Below are 21,804 nucleotides of genomic sequence, written 5' to 3' on the forward strand. Positions count from 1 at the left end.
TATTTGCCGAGAGATCAGTATGCTACTTATCCTTCACCCCGACACTGACAAACATTCTGAAGAATATCGCCTTACCATTGAACACCTGGAATGCCTGGCGGATGTCAGCTACCGGGTTCATGACATCCAGGGTAAGCAGCAGAAACTGACTGAAATTTACCTACTGGGGGACACAAAGAAACTGAGCTCGGACGAAATCAGCGCGCTGCCGGCAGTTGAACGGGTGATCAGGATCTCCGAAGAATATCGAATCCTGGGCAGACACCATGATGAGAAGCGCACAACAGGCTTCGAATACAACGGCGTTACTTTTGATCAGGACAGCTTTCATCTATTTGCCGGACTCTGCGCCGTTGACAACCCCAAGAATGTCGAAGAGATGATGCGGGCTCTCAAAGCACATGGCCAGCAATGCACCAGAATGGGCGCTTACAAGCCGCGAACCAGCCCCTACACATTCCAAGGACACGGAAAAAACTGCCTTCCCTACGTCTTCGAACTGGCTGGCAAATATGACATCAAGGTGATTGCCATGGAAATCACCCACGAGAGCCATATTGAAGAAATCCATGAGGCTCTGGAGCAAACAGGAAACCCCACAGGTGTCATGCTTCAGATCGGCACCAGAAATACTCAGAACTTCGAACTGTTAAAAGCGATTGGCAGACAGAAGCAATTTCCATCATTACTGAAACGCGGCTTCGGCATTACGCTGAACGAGTCATTAAATGCCGCGGAGTATCTGGCAAGCGAAGGCAATGCCAATGTTGTTTTCTGCCTGCGGGGTATGAAAACTGAAGCCGGCAATCCACACCGAAATCTGGTGGATTTCGCCCATGTGCCGGTAGTGAAGCGTCTGACCCGTATGCCGGTCTGTGTTGACCCCTCCCATTCAGTGGGCAATCATGACCGGGATCCCAGCGGCATACTTGATGTTATTCATGCCGCCGCGCAAGGCGTCATCTCTGGCGCCAACATGGTACTAATAGATTTCCACCCTCATCCGTCAGAAGCCTTTGTCGACGGACCACAGGCATTAACCATCCCGGATCTCCCCAGATTCCTGGATGACATGGAGTTGTGCCGGGAAACCTATCTAAAAAGACAAAAGATTTATCAGACAGATCTGTGATCGATCTGAACAAAAAACCAAACACAGAATATTCATATCAGGAATAAGGGAATTATGATCATTGTTGGTCATCGTGGAGCAAAAGCCGAAGCTCCGGAAAACACTGTCATCTCTTTTGCCAAAGCCTATGAAGCCGGCATCCGCTATTTTGAACTCGACGTCCAACTCAGTTTGGACGGCCAGCTGATTGTCATTCACGACAAGACAGTTGATAGAACCACCGGACAAACAGGTAAAATCGCAGACCTGAATGCGGACGAGTTAAGAGCTATGGACGCAGGCAAGCACATCCCCCCCTGGCACGAATCTGCACCAATACCCCTGCTTTCGGAAATACTCGATGCTATTCCAGAGTTCAGATCAATTCAGTTTGAGGTCAAATCCGACACAAGAGCCCGGCTGAACACGCTCTGTAATCGTCTGGTCGAGCTTATTCAAAAGCGCCAGTTATTTGGCCGCTGTATCGTCACCAGTTCGAACACCTGGGTTCTGCAACAGATCAAACGCCTGAACAGCAGCATAGAAACAGGCTATGTGGGCCAGAGACGCTTCCCCAGCCCCGTACAGACCGCCGTTAAACATGGCTGCAGCCTGCTGGCCATTTATCACAAACTGGTCGACAGCTCCGTCATGGAGGAATGTAAAAAAGCCGGACTGGAAGTTTCCACCTGGACTGTTAACACCATTCCTGAAATTCTTCAGCTACAAAAACTGGGAGTCCATAGCGTCATTACGGATTATCCCCAGCATGTCCTGAAGCATTTTCAGCAGCAGGAAAATCTTCCCTTTCACTTCCAGTGACAACCGTCCCGCAACAGCGAACAAACAAAAAAGCCCGGCATCGCCGGGCTTTTTTATGGCAAACACTGACTAGAATATCCTGTTCAAACCATTCAATGCTGCCACACGGTAGGCTTCTGCCATCGTCGGATAGTTGAAAGTCGTATTCACGAAATATTCAATCGTGTTCAAATCACCGGGCTGACTCATGATGGCCTGGCCGATATGAACGATCTCTGAGGCCTGGTCACCAAAGCAGTGTATTCCCAGCAACTCTTTGGTTTCCCGGTGGAACAGGATCTTCAGCATACCGACGGTATCGCCGGTAATTTGCGCGCGAGCCAGATCTTTGAAGAATGCCTGACCAACCTCATAGGGGATCTGGGCATCGGTCAATTCCTCTTCGGTTTTACCAACGGAACTGATTTCCGGAATCGTATATATGCCGGTAGGAACATCATTAACAAAACGGATGTAGTCGTCCTTCAAGATTTCCGCTGAGGCAGACCTCCCCTGGTCATATGCAGCACTGGCAAGACTTGGCCACCCAATCACATCGCCTACGGCATAGATATTCGGCACGTCTGTTTTGTAGTGCTCATCAACCGTCAGCTGCCCCCTGGTATTAGGCTCCAATCCAACGTTTTCAAGACCCAACCGATCTGTATTACCGGTTCGCCCGTTGCACCACAGAAAGGCGTCAGCCCGAATTCGCTTACCACTTTCCAGAGTCAATACAACCGAACGCTCATCGGCCACAACGGAAGAGTATTTTTCCTTGTGACGGACCAATACTCCGTTATCTCTCAAGTGATAGCTCAAGGCATCGGAAATTTCGCCATCCAGAAATGAAAGCAGTCGTTCGCCAGGATTTATAAGATCGACTTTAACCCCCAGCCCTACAAATATGGAGGCATATTCACAACCGATGACACCTGCACCATAGATGATCATCGATCTGGGGGTGTGACTGAGCTTAAGAACGCTGTCACTGTTATAAATGCGTTGATGAGTAAAATCGATATCTTCCGGCAGATAGGGCCTGGAGCCCGTGGCAATAATAATCTGCTGCGCACACAGGACTTCCTTCCCGTTACGGCCTCCCTGGACCTCCACCCGGTTATGATCCAGAAAATAGGCTTTGCCTCGATAAAGATCCACACGGTTTCTGGCATAGAATCGAGTCCGAAGCTTGACCTGTTTCGCGATAACCCTTTCTGCACTCTGCAACACCCGGGGAAATGAAAACCAGCGGGGCTCGCCGATATCCCGGAACATGGTGTTGGTATTAAATTGGATAATCTGCCTAACGGAGTGTCTTAGAGCTTTTGAAGGAATTGTCCCCATGTGGGTACAGTTTCCGCCCACCTGGAGCTTATCTTCGACCACAGCAACGCGCTTGCCATGTTTTGCGGCGTTCATCGCCGCCCCTTCCCCCGCAGGCCCTGCGCCGATGACTACGACGTCATACTGGTGATCTGCCATCTTCAACCGGTCTCCCCTGGTAAATATTTATTCGTTATTTGACTGGCACCGGCAGCGTCTATTTGAAAAGTGACCAGCTAAAAGATGCTTCGGGCCTTCATAGCCCAAAACCAGTCAGCAGCCACCGGTACTAAAAACATCATCAGGGCGGATGAAGAGCTTTCACACTCGCCATCCGCCCTCACCTGTATGGGCCTAGTGATTGGAACCCATAGCGTCATAGCCCAGGTCTTTACCCTGGGCCTTCTTTTTGGCCTTTTCCACCTCAGTTTCACAAACCGACTTATCACCTTTGCAGATATCACAGGCGACATCCATCCCTAGAGCGCTCATTCCTCCACAGGATCCAGATATCGGTTTGCGTCCCATGATGACGCCGATTGCCATCGCAGCAACCAGAACCAGCATGACCCCAAGGACAATTAGAAACATTTGCATGACCTTACTCCTTTGGCATCCCCGTAAGTTTCTTGAAACCGGGTGTCGCCAATTCTTTAAATCCACTGCCGTCCTTTACCAGGAACAGTACTGCCATATTCTGTTTGACAGCAACCTCAAAGCCTTGTTCCTCACCAAGCACCATCATCGCTGTGGCCCAGGCATCTGCATATCCAACGCTGGGGTCCAGAACCGTCACTGACGCCAGACTGTGCTTTATCGGCCTCCCTGTCCGCGGATCGATCGTATGGGAATATCGGATACCGCCCTCTTCGTAGAAATTACGATAATCTCCGGACGTGGCCATCCCCATATCTTCCAATTCTAACACGTCCTGCACGCGACGCTCCCCAACCACAGGAGACTCAACGGCAATCCGCCATTTGCTTCCGTCCGGCTTCACTCCCTTGGTCCTGACCTCGCCACCCACTTCGACCATATAGCCTTTAATGCCAAGTGACTCCAGATAGAGTGCCACACGATCTACCGCATAGCCTTTTGCTACGGCCGAGAGATCCACATATACGGGCGTATTCTTCCTGATCTTCTGGCTTGCGGTATCGAGCTCCAGAACATCAAATCCAACCTCTGACAACGCTTTGGCTATGTCTTGATCCGATGGGACCTGAGTCGGCTTGTATTGGGGACCGAATCCCCACATATTGACCAACTTGCCTACGGTAACATCAAAAGCTCCGCCAGACTTCTGACTCACCTCATGGGCGATATCAAAAACCTCTGTGGTCGGCTTGGAAAGCGCAAACCAGACATCCGGTTCAGATTGGTTGAATCGACTGAGTTCGGATTCAGGCTTATAGGTGGACATCAGTAAATCCACCTCCTGCAGCTTACTCAAGATGCCACTGCTTACCTCTTCGGTATCAGCATCTAGCCCTTCGTCGCTCCATTTTACGTGGTACCAGGTACCCATGATCTGGCCCTGCGACGCCTGCAGCTCAGGACCTAAAAAAGAACAACCCGCGGCAACCAGAACGCTTAGTAGAAGCGTTAAAACTGCAGCGGGCCTGAGAGAAAAACAGTGCAGAATGAACTGCACTGTTTTTTGATTTTTAAGATCAGCCACCAAAGTCATCAAGCAGAATATTCTCGTCTTCAACACCAAGATCTTTCAGCATTTTGATAACCGCAGCGTTCATCATTGGGGGTCCACACATGTAGAACTCACAGTCTTCAGGAGCCGGGTGGTCCCTCAGGTAGTTCTCGTAAAGCACATTGTGGATGAACCCGGTATAACCTTCCCAGTTGTCCTCAGGCATTGGATCAGACAACGCCACATGCCAGACAAAGTTATCGTTGGTTTCTGCCAGGCCGTCAAAGTCCTCAACGTAGAACATTTCCCGGCGGCTTCTCGCACCGTACCAGAACGACATCTTACGATCAGTTCCGATCCGCTTGAGCTGGTCAAAGATATGAGCACGCATAGGAGCCATACCTGCACCACCACCGACGAATACCATTTCGGCATTTGTCTCTTTGGCAAAAAACTCACCAAATGGACCGTATACAGTGACCTTATCTCCCGGCTTGAGAGAAAACACCCAGGAAGACATTTGTCCTGGCGGGAAGTTGGTTCCTGGAGGCGGAGTCGCGATACGGATGTTGAACTTCAACACGCCGCGCTCTTCCGGATAGTTGGCCATGGAGTATGCACGAATAACAGGCTCCTTAACCACAGAACGGAAGCGCCACAGATTATGCTTGTCCCAGTCCTCACGGAACTTCTCTTCAATTTCAAATTGATCGAAGCTGACATCGTATGGAGGTGTTTCCAGCTGCACATATCCACCGGCACGGAAGTCAACAACCTCACCATCCGGCAGCTTAAGTACCAGCTCTTTGATAAATGTGGCCACGTTGTGGTTGGACACCACCTCGCATTCCCATTTTTTAACACCAAAGACTTCTTCAGGTACTTCGATTTTCATGTCCTGCTTAACAGCTACCTGACAGGACAAACGCCAGCCTTCGCGCTCCTCGCGACGGGTAAAGTGCGCTTTTTCAGTAGGCAGCATACTACCGCCACCTTCCAGCACCTTACATTTACACTGAGCACAGCTTCCGCCGCCGCCACAGGCTGAAGACAGGAATACACCTTCGCCGGCCAGTGTCTGCAGCAGCTTGCCACCTGCTGGGGTTTTAATTGTATGCTCAGGATCTTCATTGACCTCAATCGTGACATCACCTGAGCTCACCAAGCGCGCTCTGGCCGCAAGAATCACCGCGACGAGCGACAGCACGATGACGGTAAACATCACCACGCCGAGTATGATTTCAGTATTCATTCGTTTCTACCTTCTTCGTGAACTGCTCGTTGTTATAGCGAAATGCCAGAGAAGGACATAAAGCCCAAGGACATCAGTCCCACAGTGATAAATGTGATACCCAGGCCACGCAGACCTTCTGGCACATCACTGTACTTCAGCTTTTCACGAATACCGGCCAACGCAATGATCGCCAGCGCCCAGCCCAGACCCGCACCGAAACCGTATACAACGCTCTCACCAAAGGTGTAGTCCCTTTCCACCATGAACAGTGACGCTCCCATGATGGCGCAGTTCACTGTAATCAGAGGCAGGAAGACACCCAAGGCGTTGTATAGTGCCGGGAAATATTTATCCAGGACCATTTCGAGTATCTGCACTATCGCAGCGATAACGCCAATATAGGTCAACAAACCAAGGAAGCTGAGATCAACATTTGGATATCCAGCCCAAGCCAGAGCTCCCTCACGCAGCAGAGAGTTATAAATCAGGTTATTAACAGGAACCGTCACTGCCAGAACAACCACGACAGCGATCCCCAGACCAATAGCCGCTTCCATCTTCTTGGACAGAGCTAAAAAGGTACACATACCCAGGAAGAAGGCCAGCGCCATGTTTTCAACGAAGACAGCCTTAACCAGAAGGCTGATATAATGCTCTAACATGATTAAAAGGCCTCCTTGACTTTATGTGCAGACAACTTGAATTCCGCACTTTCAACCTGGTCTTTCTTCCAGCTTCTCAGTCCCCAGATAATCAATCCGATGATAAAGAAAGCACTCGGGGGTAACAGCAGCAGGCCGTTTGGCTGGTACCAGCCACCGTTAGCCACGGTAGGAAAGATCACGACACCGAACAGCTTGCCTGCTCCAAACAGCTCACGAATGGTGGCAACGGTAATCAACATGGTTGAATAACCCGCACCATTTCCGATGCCGTCGAGGAAGCTCAAAACCGGTCCGTTTTGCATGGCAAACGCTTCTGCGCGCCCCATAACGATACAGTTGGTAATGATCAGACCGACAAACACCGACAGCTGCTTGCTCACTTCATAGGCGTATGCACGAAGAATCTGATCCACCACGATTACCAGAGAGGCAATAATGGTCATCTGCACAATAATCCGGATACTGCTCGGAATCTGACTACGAATCAAAGCGATCGAAAAACTGGAAAATGCTGTTACCAGCGATACAGCCAATCCCATAACAATTGACAGCTGCAAACTGGTTGTCACCGCCAGCGCGGAACAAATACCAAGAATTTGAAGCGCTATGGGGTTGTTGGATAATATCGGCTCAAGAAGAACCTTCTTTGGCGTCACATCAGACATTTCCTGCCTCCCCAGATCTCACTCGATCCAAATAAGTTTTAAAACCTTCCTCACCTAACCAGTATTGCAGCAGGTTCTGCACACCACGACTGGTCAGACTGGCTCCTGAAAGAGCGTCAACGGAATATTTGGCGTCCGCGGCTTCAGGATTGACACCACCCTTAACCAATCTGACAACTGCCTCACCGTTTTCGTTATAAACTTCTTTGCCTGGCCACTGAGCTTTCCAATTAGGATTGTCCACTTCGCCACCCAGCCCTGGAGTTTCGCCGTGCTCATAGAAACCAAGCCCAACAACGGTATCAGCGTCGCCTTTCAAGGCCAGGAATCCATACAGGGTTGACCACAGACCGTAGCCACGCACCGGAAGGATCACCCTGGAGATTTCATCGCCTTCTGTAACTATGTACACCTTGGCGTATTTCTCGCGGCGCTTGATGCTTGCCTGATCTTCGGCGGAAGTCAGAACTCGGGAAGTATCCGGATTCTGAGCCACTTTCTTCTGGTCAAATGCTTCCATGGAAGCAAAACCTGCTGCTGACGGCTCAACGTACTCGCCAGTATCCAGGTCGACCAGTTTAGGCGTGATTTGAGCGAATTTTTCCTCAATTTCCTGCTTGGTAGGCGCAGCACTCAACATGCCTGCGGCACGGAGAATGTTTTCCTTGAGGTTAAGCGTCTTGTTCTGAACCTGTACAGGCTTCAGGATCACGACGGAAGCTGAAACGATGACCGAGCAGACTACACAGAGAGCCAGTGCAACGGTAACAATTTTTTGAATGGAATCATTAGACTTAGACACGCGCCAGCCTCCTCTTCACATTTGCCTGCACCACAATGTGATCGATAAATGGAGCAAACAGGTTGGCAAACAAGATTGCAAGCATAATGCCCTCTGGGAATGCCGGGTTAACAACCCGAATCAGAACAGTCATCACACCTACCAGTGCACCAAACGCCCACTTTCCAGCATCCGTCATGGACGCAGATACCGGATCAGTGGCCATGAACATCATACCGAAAGCAAAACCACCCATAACGAAATGGTAATGCGCCGGAACACTGAACATGTAGTTTGTGTCAGACCCGATCATATTGAAAAGAGTTGCCGTCGCAGCCATACCTACGATAACACCGGCCACAATACGCCAGGAGGCGATTCGCATAATCAGCAGTACAGCACCACCAATCAACACAGCCAGAGTTGAGGTTTCACCTACACTACCTTGCTGGAAGCCCAGGAACATGTCCATCCAGGAAATACTTTCCTTGATCGCGTCCATTCCTCCTGCAGCGGCTACACTCAATGGAGTTGCACCACTGAAACCGTCCACAGCCGTCCATACCGCATCACCGGAAATCTGAGCTGGATAGGCAAAGTAGAGGAAGGCACGACCAGTCAATGCAGGGTTCAGGAAGTTTTTGCCGGTTCCGCCAAATACTTCTTTACCAATCACCACACCGAACGAAATACCCAGTGCCACCTGCCACAAAGGAATGGTGGGAGGACAAATCAGAGCAAAAAGGATAGAAGTAACAAAGAAGCCTTCATTCACTTCATGACGACGAATGGTGGCAAACAGGACTTCCCAGAATCCACCTACCACAAAGGTCACGAAATAAATGGGAAGGAAGTAGGCCGCCCCGTATATAAAGTTATCCCAAATACTGCCGGGATCGTTACCAGCCAGCGCGGCAATAATGGCATTTCTCCAGCCATCATCCATTGCCAGGCCGTTCTGCATCAGGAATGTATTCGCCTGAAGACCGACGTTGTACATTCCGAAGAACATGGCAGGAAACACACAAAACCATACGGTGATCATGATCCGCTTAAGATCCACTCCGTCACGCACATGGGTATTGGCTGTTGCTACCTTGCCAGGTGTGTAAAAGATGGTATCCACGGCTTCGTACAGCGCATACCATTTTTCGTATTTACCGCCCTTCTCAAAGTTCGGTTCGATTTTATCCAAAAACGCTCTTAAGCCCATGTCTTACCCCTCTTTCTCAATTAGAGTGAGGTTACTGCGCAGAATTGGACCAAATTCATATTTGCCCGGGCACACAAAGGTACACAGGGCCAGGTCTTCTTCATCCAACTCCAGACAACCTAACTTTTGCGCCACTTCTGTATCGCCCACGATCAGTGAACGAAGCAGTTGAGTCGGCAGAATATCCAACGGCATTACCCGTTCGTAGGAACCAACAGGCACCATAGCCCTCTCACTACCGTTAGTCGTGGTAGTAAAATTGAAGAGCTTACCGGGATTGAGTTTGGACAGGTAAATATTGAGCAGAGAGAACTTTGAGGAACCAGGAGAAAGCCAGCCTAAAAACTCTCGCTTATCACCTTCTTCCAGACAGGAAACCTGCGCGGCATAGCGCCCCAGGAATGACACATTGCCTTTGGCATTGCGACCACCAAGGACAGAGCCAGACACGATTCGGACGTCGTCCATGGACAACTCGCCGTCGGTCAACTGGGTTAAGCTGGCCCCTACGCGAGTCTTCACCAAACGCGGTTTGCTGACAGCAGGACCGGCCAGAGCCACAATCCGCTCCATAGACTTACGCCCAGTAGTGAACAAACGACCAATCGCGATGACATCCTGGCATCCGACGGTCCAAACGAACTTAGATGCGTTGACAGGATCCAGGTAATGGATATGAGTACCCGACAACCCAGCAGGATGAGGTCCATCGAACTCTTCCTTGGCCACTTCGGCAGGCAGATCAAGAGATACGCCTGGCTTGGTGGTAACGAATACCTTACCGCGGGTAAGTTTGGAAATAACGGTCAGACCGTTTTTGAAATCCTCTTTGGCTGTTTCAATAACAACCGCAGGATCTCCGGCAAGCGGATGGCTGTCCATCGCATTGACAAAGATCGAATGAGGCTCGGCATCAATTGCCGGTACTTTGCTGTATGGTCTGGTTCTGAAAGCCGTCCATTCACCGGACTCAACCAGATTCTCAACGACCTGTTCACGGGTCAGTTGAGACAGGCTGTTGCTGTCATATTGAGCAAACTCAATATGCTCATCCCCTTCGATATCTATCACAACGGATTGAAAGACACGTCTTTCACCACGATTGATAGCAGCGACGGTACCGCTTGCCGGCGCAGTATAGCGCACACCTTCGGTTTTTTTATCAGTATAAAGAAGCTGGCCGCACTTAACGCGATCGCCCACCTGGACTTCCATGGTGGGTTTCATGCCGTTGTAGTCAAATCCGATTAATGCCACCTGAGATACAGGTTTGCCGTCATCAATGACTTGTGCAGGCGCTCCGGCTATAGGTAGATCCAAGCCTTTTTTGATCTTGATCATTAGCCCCGCCTAATCATCAGAGTAAATTTTCTGGCCACCGCTGGTGCGAGATTTCTAAGAACGCAGACGCGAACATTTTGAAGAAAGGATGGAAGTTCCTTGAATAACAAGGAGTGCACGGGTTAGCCAACCAAAAAACGCAGTAATTATAGAGACCGAAGTGCCTTTTTTCTACACCGCAGAGAGGGCGATTAGTCTTTTATTTTTAATATTGGCTAATACTAAAGTCTAAGAGAGGGGCAAAATGGCGGCACCAGACAAGGTACCGCCACATTCAGAAAAGATGAATTAATTCATGGTCTTTGGATAAACGGTGTGGGTCACCCCAGCCATCTGATTAACTACTCGAATGACCTGAGCACTGTACCCTGCCTCGTTATCGTACCAGACATACAGCACCACACGATTACCATTAACGATGGTGGCCTGCGCATCAACAATACCTGCATGCCTTGAACCAACAAAGTCTGTGGACACCACTTCAGGGGAATTGGTGAAGTCGATCTGCTTGTGGAGGTCGGAATTTAATGAGATATCTCTCAGGTAACCGTTAATTCCGTCCACAGTAGTCGCCTTATCCAGGTTCAGGTTCAGAATCGCCATGGAAACGTTTGGCGTCGGCACCCGAATCGCATTCCCGGTCAATTTACCCGACAACTCAGGAAGAGCTTTTGCTACCGCCTTGGCTGCACCGGTTTCAGTAATAACCATGTTCAACGGCGCACTGCGACCACGACGACTACCTTTATGGTAGTTATCAATCAGATTCTGGTCATTGGTGTAAGAGTGAACAGTCTCCACATGCCCATCAATGATACCAAACTCATCATTCACCGCCTTCAGTACAGGCGTGATGGCATTCGTCGTACAGGAAGCTGCAGACAGAATCCTATCGTCGTCGGAAATCAAGTTATTGTTAATACCAAAGACGATGTTCTTGATCTCACCCTTACCTGGCGCCGTCAACAGAACCCTGCTGACACCCTTGCACTGCAAGTGACGGGAAAGACCCGCTTCATCACGCCAGACACCGGTGTTGTCGATAACGATCGCATTATCGATACCGTATTGGGTGTAATCCACGTCTTCCGGCGCATCAGAATAAATCACCTTGATATAATTGCCGTTGGCAATAATCGCGGGATTTTCTTCATCAACGGTAATAGTGCCCTGGAACGAACCATGGACAGAATCACGACGCAACAAGCTGGCTCTCTTTTCCAGATCGTTATCAGCCTTCCCTTTGCGCACAACAATGGCACGCAGGCGGAGGTTGGCGCCACCGCCAGCCTTTTCAATCAGGATGCGGGCCAACAGGCGTCCGATACGTCCGAAACCGTATAGAACCACATCTTTGGTTTCAGAGCCGGCACCATTTTCTTCACTATGCTTGCCGATAAGGTCAGCCAGCTCAGCGCGCAGAAACTCTTCCAGTGACTGGGAACCACCACTCTTTTCGAATTTGATGGCCAATTTACCGATATCGATATGCGCATGCCCCAAATCGAGTTCGTTGAGCATTTTCAATATTGGATAGGTGTTATTGACTGAAAGCTCGTGATCGGCAACCTGGCGGACAAAACGGTGCGCTTTCAGGATTCCGATAACGGAGCGGTTAATAATTGGGCGGCCATAGATCGATGTAATGACGTTGTTATTGCGATACAAACGCCCTATGAGAGGGATCATAGATTCGGCAACAGTTTCGCGGTCCTTCCATTCGCCGAAACAGGCTTCCAACTTCTCTTGACTCACAGTAATGCACCTCTTTTCTGCGCAAAATTTGGGCGCACATTATCTCTTTTCACCCCCCATGAGGCAACGCATGCCGAATATTTTTGACGTCAAATAACGTTTCAAATCAATAGGTTCGTTACAATACAAAACTTTCGTGGAATAACCGGCTCCGAACCGCTCCAAAAACACTCATATGGAGTTTTTTTACTAACCAACCCTAACGAAATTTAAGTGGATTCATCGGTCAATCTATCGAAATATGCCTTATATATCGCGAAGGAGTTCAAAGAAAAGCGGCCTAGCCATGACCTTTCGCCGTCATTTCATGGCGCTGTGTTAGAAAATTTTCTTCTAAATCCTTAGAATGCGCGCTTCAGTCAGATACGTATTTTGGGCAGATATGACCTATCAACTTCCGGACTCTTCCTCTCAGACAGTGTTCTGGGGCGATCCAACAGGACAAATGGACGCACTGGTTATTGCAGAACACCTGCAGGCCGGCAAAAAGCCTCTGGTGGCAATTACTGTGGATATGCCCACAGCGGAGCATCTGGAAAATGCTGTACGCTTTTTCCTGTCCGGAAAGGATATCCCCATACTGACGCTACCCGATTGGGAAACACTGCCCTACGATTCGTTTTCTCCACACCAGGACATCATCTCAACCAGAATCAAGTGCCTGTTCGAGCTGCCAAAGGTCCACCACGGCTTGCTCATCCTCCCTCTATCAACAGCGCTTGTCCGGCTACCGCCCAAACCTTATATTCTGGGAAGTACCCTGGTCATCGAAAACGGTCAGACCCTGGACCTGACAAACTATCGCAGAAACCTTGAAGCGGCTGGTTATCGCTGCGTGGATACGGTCTTCGAGCACGGCGAATTCGCCATCCGCGGCTCTATTCTCGACATTTTCCCGACTGGGCACCACACCCCCTACCGGATAGATCTGTTTGATGACGAAGTCGACAGCATCCGCGAGTTTGATATCGAGAGCCAACGCTCCTCCGAAAAGGTGGAGCAGATTAACCTGTTACCCGCTCACGAATTCCCTCTCACCAAGGAATCGATTACGAGATTCAGAAATCAGTTTTACGAGCTGTTCCCCAACACATCCCGCAATTGCCCGATCCTGCAGGATGTCATGAACAGCATTGCCTCACCCGGTCTTGAATACTACCTGGGACTGTTCTTCGACCAGACTGCCACCATCTTTGATTATTTGGCAGATGACGCGACTTTAATCCTCTACGGCGGTCTTCATGAACGTAGCGAACATTTTTGGGATGAACTCAACAATCGATACGAAGACCTGCGGCATGATATTGAAAGACCCATCCTGCCTCCGGGGGAGATTTACCAAAGAACTGACGAATTCTTCGGCCATTTAAAGCAGTTTCCCCGCGCCGAATTTACCGGAAAACAACCTGATCCCAAGGCTTCCCAATCGGCTTCAAAACAGTCTGCGACAGATTTCGCAAGCCTTCCGGATATTTCCATCCAGCCAAAACTGGCGGACCCGTTTGTTAACCTGAAAGCACTGGCCAAGGATATCCCCCATGTTGTCATCTGCGCAGAGACCGCAGGAAGACAGCAGGTATTACTGGATACCTTCAAACAGGCCGGCATTAAGTTGCAGGAACGGAATAACTGGAAGGGATGCCTGGAAACCGACAGCACATGGTCGATCACCATTGCCGAATTAACCAAGGGCTTCATCCATACAGAGCAACAGTTCGCCATTATTGCCGAACCGGATCTTTACCAGGATCGGGTTCCCCAACGACGTCGACGTAAACGAACAACTGAGTCCGGCGATAATATCGTCCAGAACCTGACTGAATTGCGGGTCGGCTCTCCTGTTGTGCATATCGATCACGGTATCGGCCGCTACAAAGGCCTGGAAACCCTTGAGGTTGACGGTCAGAAGCAGGAATTCCTGCTGCTTGAATACGCCAACGACGCAAAACTGTATGTCCCCGTCTCTTCTCTTCACCTGATTTCGCGCTACACCGGAGTCAACGAGGAGCTGGTACCGATCTCCAAACTCGGAACTGATCGCTGGTCAGCGGCCAAGAAGAGTGCGGCTGAGAAAATCAAAGACACCGCAGCAGAGCTGCTGGAAGTCTACGCGCGCAGGGAAGCCAATCCGGGATTTGCCTGCTCCAGACCGGATGAGAGCTACAGCGCTTTTGCAGCCGCATTTCCTTTTGAGGAAACACCGGATCAGCTCAATGCCATTGATGCCGTCATGAAAGACATGATCAAGCCCAGCCCGATGGATCGCCTGGTGTGCGGCGATGTCGGCTTTGGCAAGACTGAGGTCGCTATGCGGGCAGCGTTTTTGGCGGCCAACAGCGGCAGGCAGGTTGCCGTCCTGGTCCCAACAACGCTTCTGGCTCAGCAACACTTCCAAACCTTCCAGGATCGGTTTGCCGATACCGCCATACAAATTGAGCTCATTTCACGATTCCGTTCAGGTTCGGACGTGGACAAGATCAAGGAGAAGCTCAGGGATGGCAAAGTCGACATTGTTGTCGGCACCCATAAACTTCTGCAGAAAGACATCAAATTCCAGGATCTGGGATTACTGGTTATCGATGAAGAGCATCGTTTCGGGGTGCAGCAAAAAGAGAAAATCAAGGCACTGCGGGCCAATATCGACATCCTCGCAATGACCGCCACCCCTATTCCGAGAACCTTGAACCTGTCACTCCAAGGAGTTCGGGATTTGTCCATTATCAGCACACCGCCGGAGCGCCGCCTTTCTGTAAAGACCTTTATACGGGAGCGTTCCGACAGCCTGATCAAGGAAGCCGTACTCAGGGAAATTCTCCGTGGAGGTCAGGTATTCTTCCTGCATAACGAGGTCAGCAGCATAGAGAAAGAAGCCAGAGAACTTGAAGCTCTGGTACCCGATGCCAGAGTCGGCGTCGCCCACGGCCAGATGCGGGAGCGCGAACTGGAGCGGGTCATGTCTGATTTCTACCACAAGCGCTTCAATGTCCTGATATGCAGCACCATTATCGAGACCGGTATCGACATCCCCTCCGCCAACACCATTCTGATCGACCGGGCAGACAAATTCGGCATTGCCCAGTTGCACCAGCTGAGAGGTCGGGTTGGAAGATCGCATCACCAGGCATATGCCTATCTGCTGACACCACCGCCAAGAACCTTAAGTTCAGATGCATTGAAACGATTGGAAGCCATCGGAAACGCCCAGGATCTTGGCGCAGGCTTCACGCTTGCCACCCATGACCTGGAGATTCGGGGAGCCGGAGAATTGCTGGGCGAGGAACAAAGCGGCCATATCCAGAATATTGGTTACTCCCTCTATTCACAGCTATTGGAAGCCGCAGTCAAAGCAATGCAAAATGGCGAAGAGCTTGATTTAAGCCAACCAATACCACACGGTTGCGACATCAATTTCAGAATTCCAGCCCTGATCCCAGACGAATACCTGCCGGATGTCCACGGCAGACTCATTCTCTATAAGCGCATTGCCAACACGGATCATTCCGAAGCATTACGCGATCTGCAGGTTGAAATGATCGATCGCTTCGGACTTCTTCCCGACCCCGTCAAGAACCTCTTCCGTCAGCAATCTATCAAGCTGAAGGCAGATAAAATCGGGATTACCAAAATAGATGTCGGCATCCGGGGAGGCTCTATCGAGTTCGGGCATAAAACACAGGTAGAACCCATGACACTGGTACTACTAATCCAAAAAGAGCCGGCACGCTACAAACTTGATGGCGGCAATAAGCTGAAAATCCAACAGTCTCTGGAATCCGCCGAGGAAAGATTGCAATTCATTGAAAACTTACTGCAAACTTTCTCGACTTCATCAGCGCGCGCCCAATGAAATTCAACAAGATGCGTAACTTGATTTACAAGGCCAATGATTTAATGAAACCAACCAATATTTTCGCAGCGCTTACCCTGACCGCCCTATTTCTTCACGGCGCCGTCTCACGTGCAGACACCACCGATGAAACCAAGCGATTTCAGGTAGACGTGATCATTTTCAAGAATCTGTCACCGGAGACCGAAGAAACCTTCGATCACCCACCCGTCATGCAGGATGATACTGCCCCCCTATCTCTTGTCAGCTTTAATCCTCTGACCGAAAACCAAACACAACTGCTTCCAGAAAGCGCCTACATTCTTAAAGAGGAAGAAAGAAAGCTCGCTCGCAGCAGAAACTTCTCAGTTATATCCCACTACAGCTGGATGATCAGCTTAAGGGAGAGCCAGAGCCTGACCTATCAGATACCCAGCCAGATTGACGCTGACAACGAAACAGAGCTGCAAGGCCAGATCAATATCGCTTTGAGAAGATACCTTCACGCCACCCCCAACATCACCATTACGCGCTGGGCAACTCCTGAACCCACTTTTTTGGATAACCTGTTTGGCGAACTACAGACTCCAACGACCATGGGCGATATGGACGGACTCAATGCCGGCAACAGCGCACAGGCTGCGTCCTCACCCGCATACTCGCCCATTGCTCCAGAGCTACCCACCAATCCATTAAAGGCAAAGGGACTGGAACCCAGAGAGTATTACAACATACACCAGCCCCGAAGAATGCGTAGCGGTGAGGTCCACTACTTTGACCATCCGATGTTCGGACTCCTGATCAAGATGATCCCGGTCGCCATGGAAGACGCCACAACGTCCGCCGAGCCACTCCCGGATACCGACACAACACCGGAAGCTACCACCGCACAGTAGCTGGCTTCGCTCCTATTGCTGGCACCGCAGACATGAGTTTGCATCGCACATACTTGAGTTGACACCGCACAGACAGACAAAAAAAAGAGCAGGTTACACCTGCTCTTTTTTATTCAGCCGTCAGCGGCATTAAATGCGAGTTTACGCGACGATCAAACTGCGAACGATCCGTTTAACCATTCCCATGCCATTCTCAATGGCCTCGTTGATCTCATCCATCGTGATGACCTGATCACTAACTCCCGCAGCTGGATTTACTACCAGAGCTATACAGGCATAAGCCAGATCGATTTCCCGTGCCAAGGCCGCTTCGGGCATTCCCGTCATCCCCACAATATGGCAGCCATCCTGGCTCATGCGACGAATTTCAGCCACCGTTTCAAGCCTTGGCCCCTGAGTACACCCGTAGACTCCCTTGCCGGAGAAATTTTGCGTCAAGGCCGACGTGTGACGGATGAGCTCTTCCCGCAACTTTTCATCATAGGGGTAACTGAAATCAATATGGGTGACATGCTCCAGATCATCTTCAAAATAGGTTCCCGCACGGCCATGGGAATAATCAATCAACTGATCCGGGATATTGATATGGGTCGGGCCCATCGCAGGATCAATACCGCCAACAGCATTCACCGCTATGATCGATGTTGCCCCCAGATCACGCAGCGCCCAAAGATTGGCACGATAATTAACCCTATGAGGAGGAAAACGATGGGGCTGGCCGTGCCTGGCAAGGAACAGCACCACTTTACCTTCGAGCCGGGCTTCAACAATTGGAGCAGAGGGCTCTCCCCAGGGAGTGACCATCTGATGCCGGTTAATCACCTCCAGACCATCAAGCTCCGCCAGACCCGTTCCACCAATTACCGCATACATGATTCCACCTCACCCTTAATCGATTGATTGACTTTCCATTTCCAACTGCTGAGCCAACTTGATCTGGTCCGGCAAATGAATAGTCTGCGTCGGAAAGGCCACATCTCCCCCTTCCGCTTTAATAATCTCCATGATTTTTATCAGTACATCCTGTTTGACCTTGTGATACTCAATCCAATTTGTAGTCTTGGTGAAGGTATAAACAAAGAAATCCAGAGACGAGGCAGCAAACGCATTAAAGTTAACAATCATCGTCTGGGTCTGATCTATATCGTCATGAGCCCTGAGCATCGCCTCAACTTTCGAGACAATCGCCGGAACACTGGCAAAGTCATCATAACGAACACCGATCGTTTCGTAGATCCGGCGGTGAGACATGCGGGAAGGGTTTTCAACCGCAATGGTTGTAAATGTCGCGTTGGGAACGTAAAGAGGACGCTTATCAAAGGTTCGTATACATGTCTGGCGCCAACCAATATGCTCAACCGTGCCTTCAATTTGTTTATCCGGCGATCGTATCCAGTCCCCAACAGAAAAAGGCCGATCCAGATACACCATAAGGCCGCCAAAGAAGTTGGCCAGGAGATCCTTGGCGGCAAAGCCGACCGCAATACCGCCTATCCCTCCAAAAGCCAGCACACCGGAAATGCTGTAACCAAATGTCTGCATCACCACCAGTGTTGCTGTAATCACAATCGAAGCACGCAGTAGCTTGCTCAGCGCCATCACCGTGGTTTTATCCATCGGTTCTTTCATCCGGTTCGGTGACACGAGAATTTCCTCAGCTCCCCGGATAAATCTCAGAACAAACCAGGTCAACAGAGCGACCACCCCGACCCGACGGATCAGATCAACAGCTTCAAATATGACCGCTCCGGTTTCCTTCTGGGCAATTTCTGCCGCCCAGGACAGACCGATAAGCCACACCATGGCACCCAGAGGCTTCTTGCTGGCCTCCAAAAGAGTGTCGTCCCATAGATTTTTAGTCTTGGTGAGTTGGCCGCCAAATCGGGTCAGCATTTTGATCAATATGTAGTTGAGCACCAGACTGATGAACACCACGATAAAGACTTTCACGACCCAGTGAAGGTTGCCGTCAGACACACCGAGCCAGGAAATGAATTCATTCCAGGACACTTGTCACTCCATCTTCAAACAATACATAAGTTAATGATGATTTGCGGATATTCCGCACTACCCCAATATTAACGCCCTAACCTTTTCGGCCAGCGGCTTAAGAGCCGTCAGGTCCACCGGACGGGCTTTCAGCAACCCCCTTCTTCGGCATAGCTCTTCTGAGAGGAGCTTTTCAACTCCCTGACCTCTTAGTGTTTCAAGCGCTTCGTCAATTGCTTCAGAGTTGTTGCAGGTCATAATCAGATCACAGCCCGCCTTTATGGATGCTTCAACCCGGCTGGACACCGATACATCTTCAGAGGCACCAGTCATCCCAAGGTCATCACTGATGACACATCCTTCAAACCCGAGCCGACCCCTTAACAGGGTCTCGATTATCACTTTGGACTGAACCGCAGGGAGACTGTCAAATGCCTGATATACCACATGGGCAGGCATTACCGCCTCAACACCTTGACCAATCAAAGCTTTAAAGGGTTCCAGATCCTGCTCAAGCTCTTCGGCTGACCGCCGGTCCACCGCCGTTTCCACATGAGTATCTTCATTGACATAACCATGACCCGGAAAATGCTTTGCCACGCCAGCCATACCGGCGCTTTTCATTCCCGCGTAGAAACACCCTGCCAGTCTTGACACCTCCAGCGGGGTGGTTCCATAGGCCCGGCGACCAATGACCGTGTTACGACCATAATCAATATCTGCCACCGGAGCAAAGCTGAAATCAAACCCAATTTCCCTCAGCTCGTATGCCATTAGAAAACCAACGTCGTGCACCAACTGCTGCTTATCCAATCCCTTGGCTTCAGCGATGGACGCAATATCCCCCGCTGCAGGTAACCGGGTAAATCCCTCGCGAAAACGCTGAACTCTGCCACCTTCCTGATCCACGCAAAGTAAAAGATCTTCGCGCACATCCCTGATCGCCTTTACGACGTCAGATAACTGTCCCCGGCCCTCATAATTACGGGCAAAAAATATCACCCCGCCCACCAGAGGGTCGGAAAGTCTTTTCATATCTTCTTGAGATAACCGGGTCCCTTCAATATCTATCAGAAGAGGTCCACAGGATAGGTTATTCGGCATTGTAAGGCAGGCTCTCCCTAGCAGGATTCTTGGCTCTATTCATGACTCTGATTCTATTTGTGACACAGGTTCTACCCATGACCTCGGACGTACACCCTAAGGCTCAATAAGCACTGGAGTATAGGGTCTCACCAAGTCAAAGAGCTGAATAATATCCTGATTCCTCATACGGATACAGCCATGGCTACCAGGTATTCCCATTGGCTCCGAGTCGGGCGTGCCATGAATATAGATATAGCGTCGCATGGTATCGACATTTCCCAGACGATTGGTCCCAGGCTCACATCCACTCAGCCACAGTATGCGAGAAAGAATCCAATCACGATCCGGAAACTGCTCAGCGAGTGCGGGGGTATAGACTTCACCGGTAAAACGCCGACCGACCAGCACAGCGCCTTCCGGCAAGGCCTCTCCCACCTTGGCTCTGATAATATGGCGCCCGAGTGGAGTCTGCCCGCTCCCTTCACGCTGCCCAACACCGTTTAACGCTGTAGAGACGCTATAAAGCATCGGCTGGGCCGAATCGTTTTGATAAAAGGTCAGTGTCTGGCGAGATATATTGATTTGAATGAGAGAAGTCATACCGGGAAACTATCAACGTTTGGCAGCGAAATCGAGCTAATTATCGAAAACCTGCCAAGCATAGTTCCTCTGAAGTGGCATTCCAACAAAAGGAAGGGGCATTCCAACAAAAGCCCCTCCGACAATCAATGAAGGAGCCATGAAGCAAAATAACATGCATTATGCCTGCACTCAGGCGCTATGCATGCCCTCCACAGATTCAATACCGCCTTTTTGATCCCGGCCAGCCTGACTCGGCGCATTAATACCGGCAGCAAGGAATGGGATCAATTGGGCAACAATTTCCTCTACAGAGGCTCTGACACCTTTTTCACCTTCCAGAATGCTTCCCAGCGCTTCTGAGGAGGACATGGTGAAGGCCACCGCACCCTGCATAAACTGCATCCGCCAAAAGCGCTCTACCGGTGTCAGATGTGGCGTTGCCTGACGCAGAAGATTCAGGAACAACTTGAATTCAGTTCGATACTGCTCTTCCAGATATTTCCGCAAATGGCCTTGAGACTGGGTGTATGCCAACCCAAGCAGACGCATGAAAATTGAAAGGCTTTTCTCGTTGCGACGGGGCACAGAGACGATTGACCCCGTAATGATCTGCAACAATTCTTCAAGGCTGACAGCCTCTTTTCCCTTGGCGACTTCGTTTAAGCGCTCACGCAGAATGCGTGTAAAAGGATTGATGAAGCGATCAAACACCGCCTGGATCAAAGCATTTTTGGACCCGAAGTGATAATTGACAGCTGCCAGGTTTACCTTTGCTTTGCTGGTAATCTGACGCAGGGAGGTTTCTGAAAATCCTCGCTCAGCAAACAGCTGTTCTGCGGCATCTAATATTCGATCGACGGTTTCTGATTGAGCCATTGTTATAGT

General features: G+C 50.2%; 19 protein-coding genes. 4 read left to right on the forward strand and 15 right to left on the reverse strand.

The genetic code is table 11. The annotated features are described in order from the left end of the window. Positions 1-19 precede the first annotated feature (19 nt). Together BTA51_RS10570 and BTA51_RS10575 are read left to right on the forward strand one after the other, a co-directional pair. Positions 20-1,132 (forward strand): 3-deoxy-7-phosphoheptulonate synthase, encoded by a 1,113-nt coding sequence (locus BTA51_RS10570; protein ID WP_094707415.1) that lies wholly within the window; start codon positions 20-22, stop codon positions 1,130-1,132. A gap of 54 nt (positions 1,133-1,186) precedes the next feature. After that, a complete protein-coding gene (locus tag BTA51_RS10575; protein WP_094707416.1) occupies positions 1,187-1,933 on the forward strand; it encodes a glycerophosphodiester phosphodiesterase family protein in 747 nt (248 codons plus the stop codon). A gap of 69 nt (positions 1,934-2,002) precedes the next feature. Here the strand turns inward: BTA51_RS10575 and sthA are convergent, their stop codons facing one another. From sthA to BTA51_RS10625, 10 genes are all read right to left on the reverse strand, one after another. Next, positions 2,003-3,397 carry a Si-specific NAD(P)(+) transhydrogenase gene (sthA, locus tag BTA51_RS10580; protein WP_094707417.1) on the reverse strand — a complete coding sequence of 465 codons (1,395 nt, stop codon included), beginning with the start codon at positions 3,395-3,397 and terminating at the stop codon, positions 2,003-2,005. A 195-nt stretch (positions 3,398-3,592) separates the two neighbouring features. Next, positions 3,593-3,835, reverse strand: coding sequence for a (Na+)-NQR maturation NqrM (gene nqrM, locus BTA51_RS10585; RefSeq protein ID WP_094707418.1), 243 nt, complete (start codon positions 3,833-3,835; stop codon positions 3,593-3,595). Positions 3,836-3,839: 4 nt separating this feature from the next. Beyond that, positions 3,840-4,766, reverse strand: coding sequence for an FAD:protein FMN transferase (locus BTA51_RS10590; RefSeq protein ID WP_246840995.1), 927 nt, complete (start codon positions 4,764-4,766; stop codon positions 3,840-3,842). 145 nt (positions 4,767-4,911) lie between these two features. Continuing rightward, complete coding sequence (nqrF, locus tag BTA51_RS10595) at positions 4,912-6,138, reverse strand: NADH:ubiquinone reductase (Na(+)-transporting) subunit F (protein ID WP_094707420.1); 1,227 nt, start codon at positions 6,136-6,138, stop codon at positions 4,912-4,914. A gap of 32 nt (positions 6,139-6,170) precedes the next feature. After that, positions 6,171-6,782 carry an NADH:ubiquinone reductase (Na(+)-transporting) subunit E gene (gene nqrE / locus BTA51_RS10600; protein ID WP_094707421.1) on the reverse strand — a complete coding sequence of 204 codons (612 nt, stop codon included), beginning with the start codon at positions 6,780-6,782 and terminating at the stop codon, positions 6,171-6,173. A 2-nt stretch (positions 6,783-6,784) separates the two neighbouring features. After that, positions 6,785-7,450 (reverse strand): NADH:ubiquinone reductase (Na(+)-transporting) subunit D, encoded by a 666-nt coding sequence (locus BTA51_RS10605; protein WP_094707422.1) that lies wholly within the window; start codon positions 7,448-7,450, stop codon positions 6,785-6,787. After that, positions 7,443-8,252: a Na(+)-translocating NADH-quinone reductase subunit C gene (locus BTA51_RS10610; RefSeq protein WP_094707423.1), complete on the reverse strand. Its 810-nt coding sequence runs from the start codon at positions 8,250-8,252 to the stop codon at positions 7,443-7,445. The genes BTA51_RS10605 and BTA51_RS10610 overlap by 8 nt, the downstream gene beginning before the upstream one ends. After that, a complete protein-coding gene (locus BTA51_RS10615) occupies positions 8,245-9,444 on the reverse strand; it encodes an NADH:ubiquinone reductase (Na(+)-transporting) subunit B (RefSeq protein WP_094707424.1) in 1,200 nt (399 codons plus the stop codon). Before BTA51_RS10615 ends, BTA51_RS10610 begins: the two co-directional genes overlap by 8 nt. 3 nt (positions 9,445-9,447) lie before the next feature. Then, complete coding sequence (locus tag BTA51_RS10620; RefSeq protein WP_094707425.1) at positions 9,448-10,785, reverse strand: Na(+)-translocating NADH-quinone reductase subunit A; 1,338 nt, start codon at positions 10,783-10,785, stop codon at positions 9,448-9,450. Between the two features lie 288 nt (positions 10,786-11,073). Then, positions 11,074-12,540: a glyceraldehyde-3-phosphate dehydrogenase gene (locus BTA51_RS10625; RefSeq protein WP_094707426.1), complete on the reverse strand. Its 1,467-nt coding sequence runs from the start codon at positions 12,538-12,540 to the stop codon at positions 11,074-11,076. A gap of 382 nt (positions 12,541-12,922) precedes the next feature. Here BTA51_RS10625 and mfd point away from each other — a divergent pair, with 382 nt between their 5' ends. Both mfd and BTA51_RS10635 read left to right on the forward strand, forming a co-directional pair. Further along, positions 12,923-16,387 (forward strand): transcription-repair coupling factor, encoded by a 3,465-nt coding sequence (mfd, locus tag BTA51_RS10630; protein ID WP_094707544.1) that lies wholly within the window; start codon positions 12,923-12,925, stop codon positions 16,385-16,387. Between the two features lie 11 nt (positions 16,388-16,398). After that, positions 16,399-17,262, forward strand: a complete 864-nt coding sequence (locus tag BTA51_RS10635) for a CsiV family protein (RefSeq protein ID WP_168188129.1) — start codon at positions 16,399-16,401, stop codon at positions 17,260-17,262. A 141-nt stretch (positions 17,263-17,403) separates the two neighbouring features. Here the strand turns inward: BTA51_RS10635 and BTA51_RS10640 are convergent, their stop codons facing one another. The 5 genes from BTA51_RS10640 to BTA51_RS10660 form a co-directional block, all read right to left on the reverse strand. Further along, positions 17,404-18,135 (reverse strand): S-methyl-5'-thioinosine phosphorylase, encoded by a 732-nt coding sequence (locus tag BTA51_RS10640; RefSeq protein WP_094707428.1) that lies wholly within the window; start codon positions 18,133-18,135, stop codon positions 17,404-17,406. 15 nt (positions 18,136-18,150) lie between these two features. Next, on the reverse strand, positions 18,151-19,272 hold the full coding sequence (locus BTA51_RS10645) for a mechanosensitive ion channel family protein (protein ID WP_094707429.1): 1,122 nt from the start codon (positions 19,270-19,272) through the stop codon (positions 18,151-18,153). A gap of 57 nt (positions 19,273-19,329) precedes the next feature. Beyond that, positions 19,330-20,355, reverse strand: coding sequence for a beta-N-acetylhexosaminidase (gene nagZ / locus BTA51_RS10650; RefSeq protein WP_094707430.1), 1,026 nt, complete (start codon positions 20,353-20,355; stop codon positions 19,330-19,332). Positions 20,356-20,451: 96 nt separating this feature from the next. Further along, positions 20,452-20,937, reverse strand: coding sequence for a L,D-transpeptidase (locus BTA51_RS10655; RefSeq protein ID WP_094707431.1), 486 nt, complete (start codon positions 20,935-20,937; stop codon positions 20,452-20,454). 171 nt (positions 20,938-21,108) lie between these two features. Continuing rightward, on the reverse strand, positions 21,109-21,795 hold the full coding sequence (locus tag BTA51_RS10660) for a TetR/AcrR family transcriptional regulator (protein ID WP_094707432.1): 687 nt from the start codon (positions 21,793-21,795) through the stop codon (positions 21,109-21,111). Positions 21,796-21,804 lie beyond the last annotated feature (9 nt).

Origin of the sequence: Hahella sp. CCB-MM4, from assembly GCF_002260525.1 — a bacterium.
Classification (GTDB): Bacteria; Pseudomonadota; Gammaproteobacteria; order Pseudomonadales; family Oleiphilaceae; genus Hahella.

What these genes read in the sequence shown, in the direction of transcription:
- mfd (WP_094707544.1), top strand. Translation starts at nt 12,923, where the DNA reads ATGACCTATCAACTTCCGGACTCTTCCTCTCAGACAGTGTTCTGGGGC.
- BTA51_RS10660 (WP_094707432.1), bottom strand. Translation starts at nt 21,795, where the DNA reads ATGGCTCAATCAGAAACCGTCGATCGAATATTAGATGCCGCAGAACAG.
- BTA51_RS10570 (WP_094707415.1), top strand. Translation starts at nt 20, where the DNA reads ATGCTACTTATCCTTCACCCCGACACTGACAAACATTCTGAAGAATAT.
- nqrF (WP_094707420.1), bottom strand. Translation starts at nt 6,138, where the DNA reads ATGAATACTGAAATCATACTCGGCGTGGTGATGTTTACCGTCATCGTG.
- BTA51_RS10605 (WP_094707422.1), bottom strand. Translation starts at nt 7,450, where the DNA reads ATGTCTGATGTGACGCCAAAGAAGGTTCTTCTTGAGCCGATATTATCC.
- BTA51_RS10590 (WP_246840995.1), bottom strand. Translation starts at nt 4,766, where the DNA reads ATGGGTACCTGGTACCACGTAAAATGGAGCGACGAAGGGCTAGATGCT.
- BTA51_RS10640 (WP_094707428.1), bottom strand. Translation starts at nt 18,135, where the DNA reads ATGTATGCGGTAATTGGTGGAACGGGTCTGGCGGAGCTTGATGGTCTG.
- nqrE (WP_094707421.1), bottom strand. Translation starts at nt 6,782, where the DNA reads ATGTTAGAGCATTATATCAGCCTTCTGGTTAAGGCTGTCTTCGTTGAA.
- BTA51_RS10655 (WP_094707431.1), bottom strand. Translation starts at nt 20,937, where the DNA reads ATGACTTCTCTCATTCAAATCAATATATCTCGCCAGACACTGACCTTT.
- BTA51_RS10635 (WP_168188129.1), top strand. Translation starts at nt 16,399, where the DNA reads ATGCGTAACTTGATTTACAAGGCCAATGATTTAATGAAACCAACCAAT.
- sthA (WP_094707417.1), bottom strand. Translation starts at nt 3,397, where the DNA reads ATGGCAGATCACCAGTATGACGTCGTAGTCATCGGCGCAGGGCCTGCG.
- nqrM (WP_094707418.1), bottom strand. Translation starts at nt 3,835, where the DNA reads ATGCAAATGTTTCTAATTGTCCTTGGGGTCATGCTGGTTCTGGTTGCT.
- BTA51_RS10620 (WP_094707425.1), bottom strand. Translation starts at nt 10,785, where the DNA reads ATGATCAAGATCAAAAAAGGCTTGGATCTACCTATAGCCGGAGCGCCT.
- BTA51_RS10575 (WP_094707416.1), top strand. Translation starts at nt 1,187, where the DNA reads ATGATCATTGTTGGTCATCGTGGAGCAAAAGCCGAAGCTCCGGAAAAC.
- nagZ (WP_094707430.1), bottom strand. Translation starts at nt 20,355, where the DNA reads ATGCCGAATAACCTATCCTGTGGACCTCTTCTGATAGATATTGAAGGG.
- BTA51_RS10615 (WP_094707424.1), bottom strand. Translation starts at nt 9,444, where the DNA reads ATGGGCTTAAGAGCGTTTTTGGATAAAATCGAACCGAACTTTGAGAAG.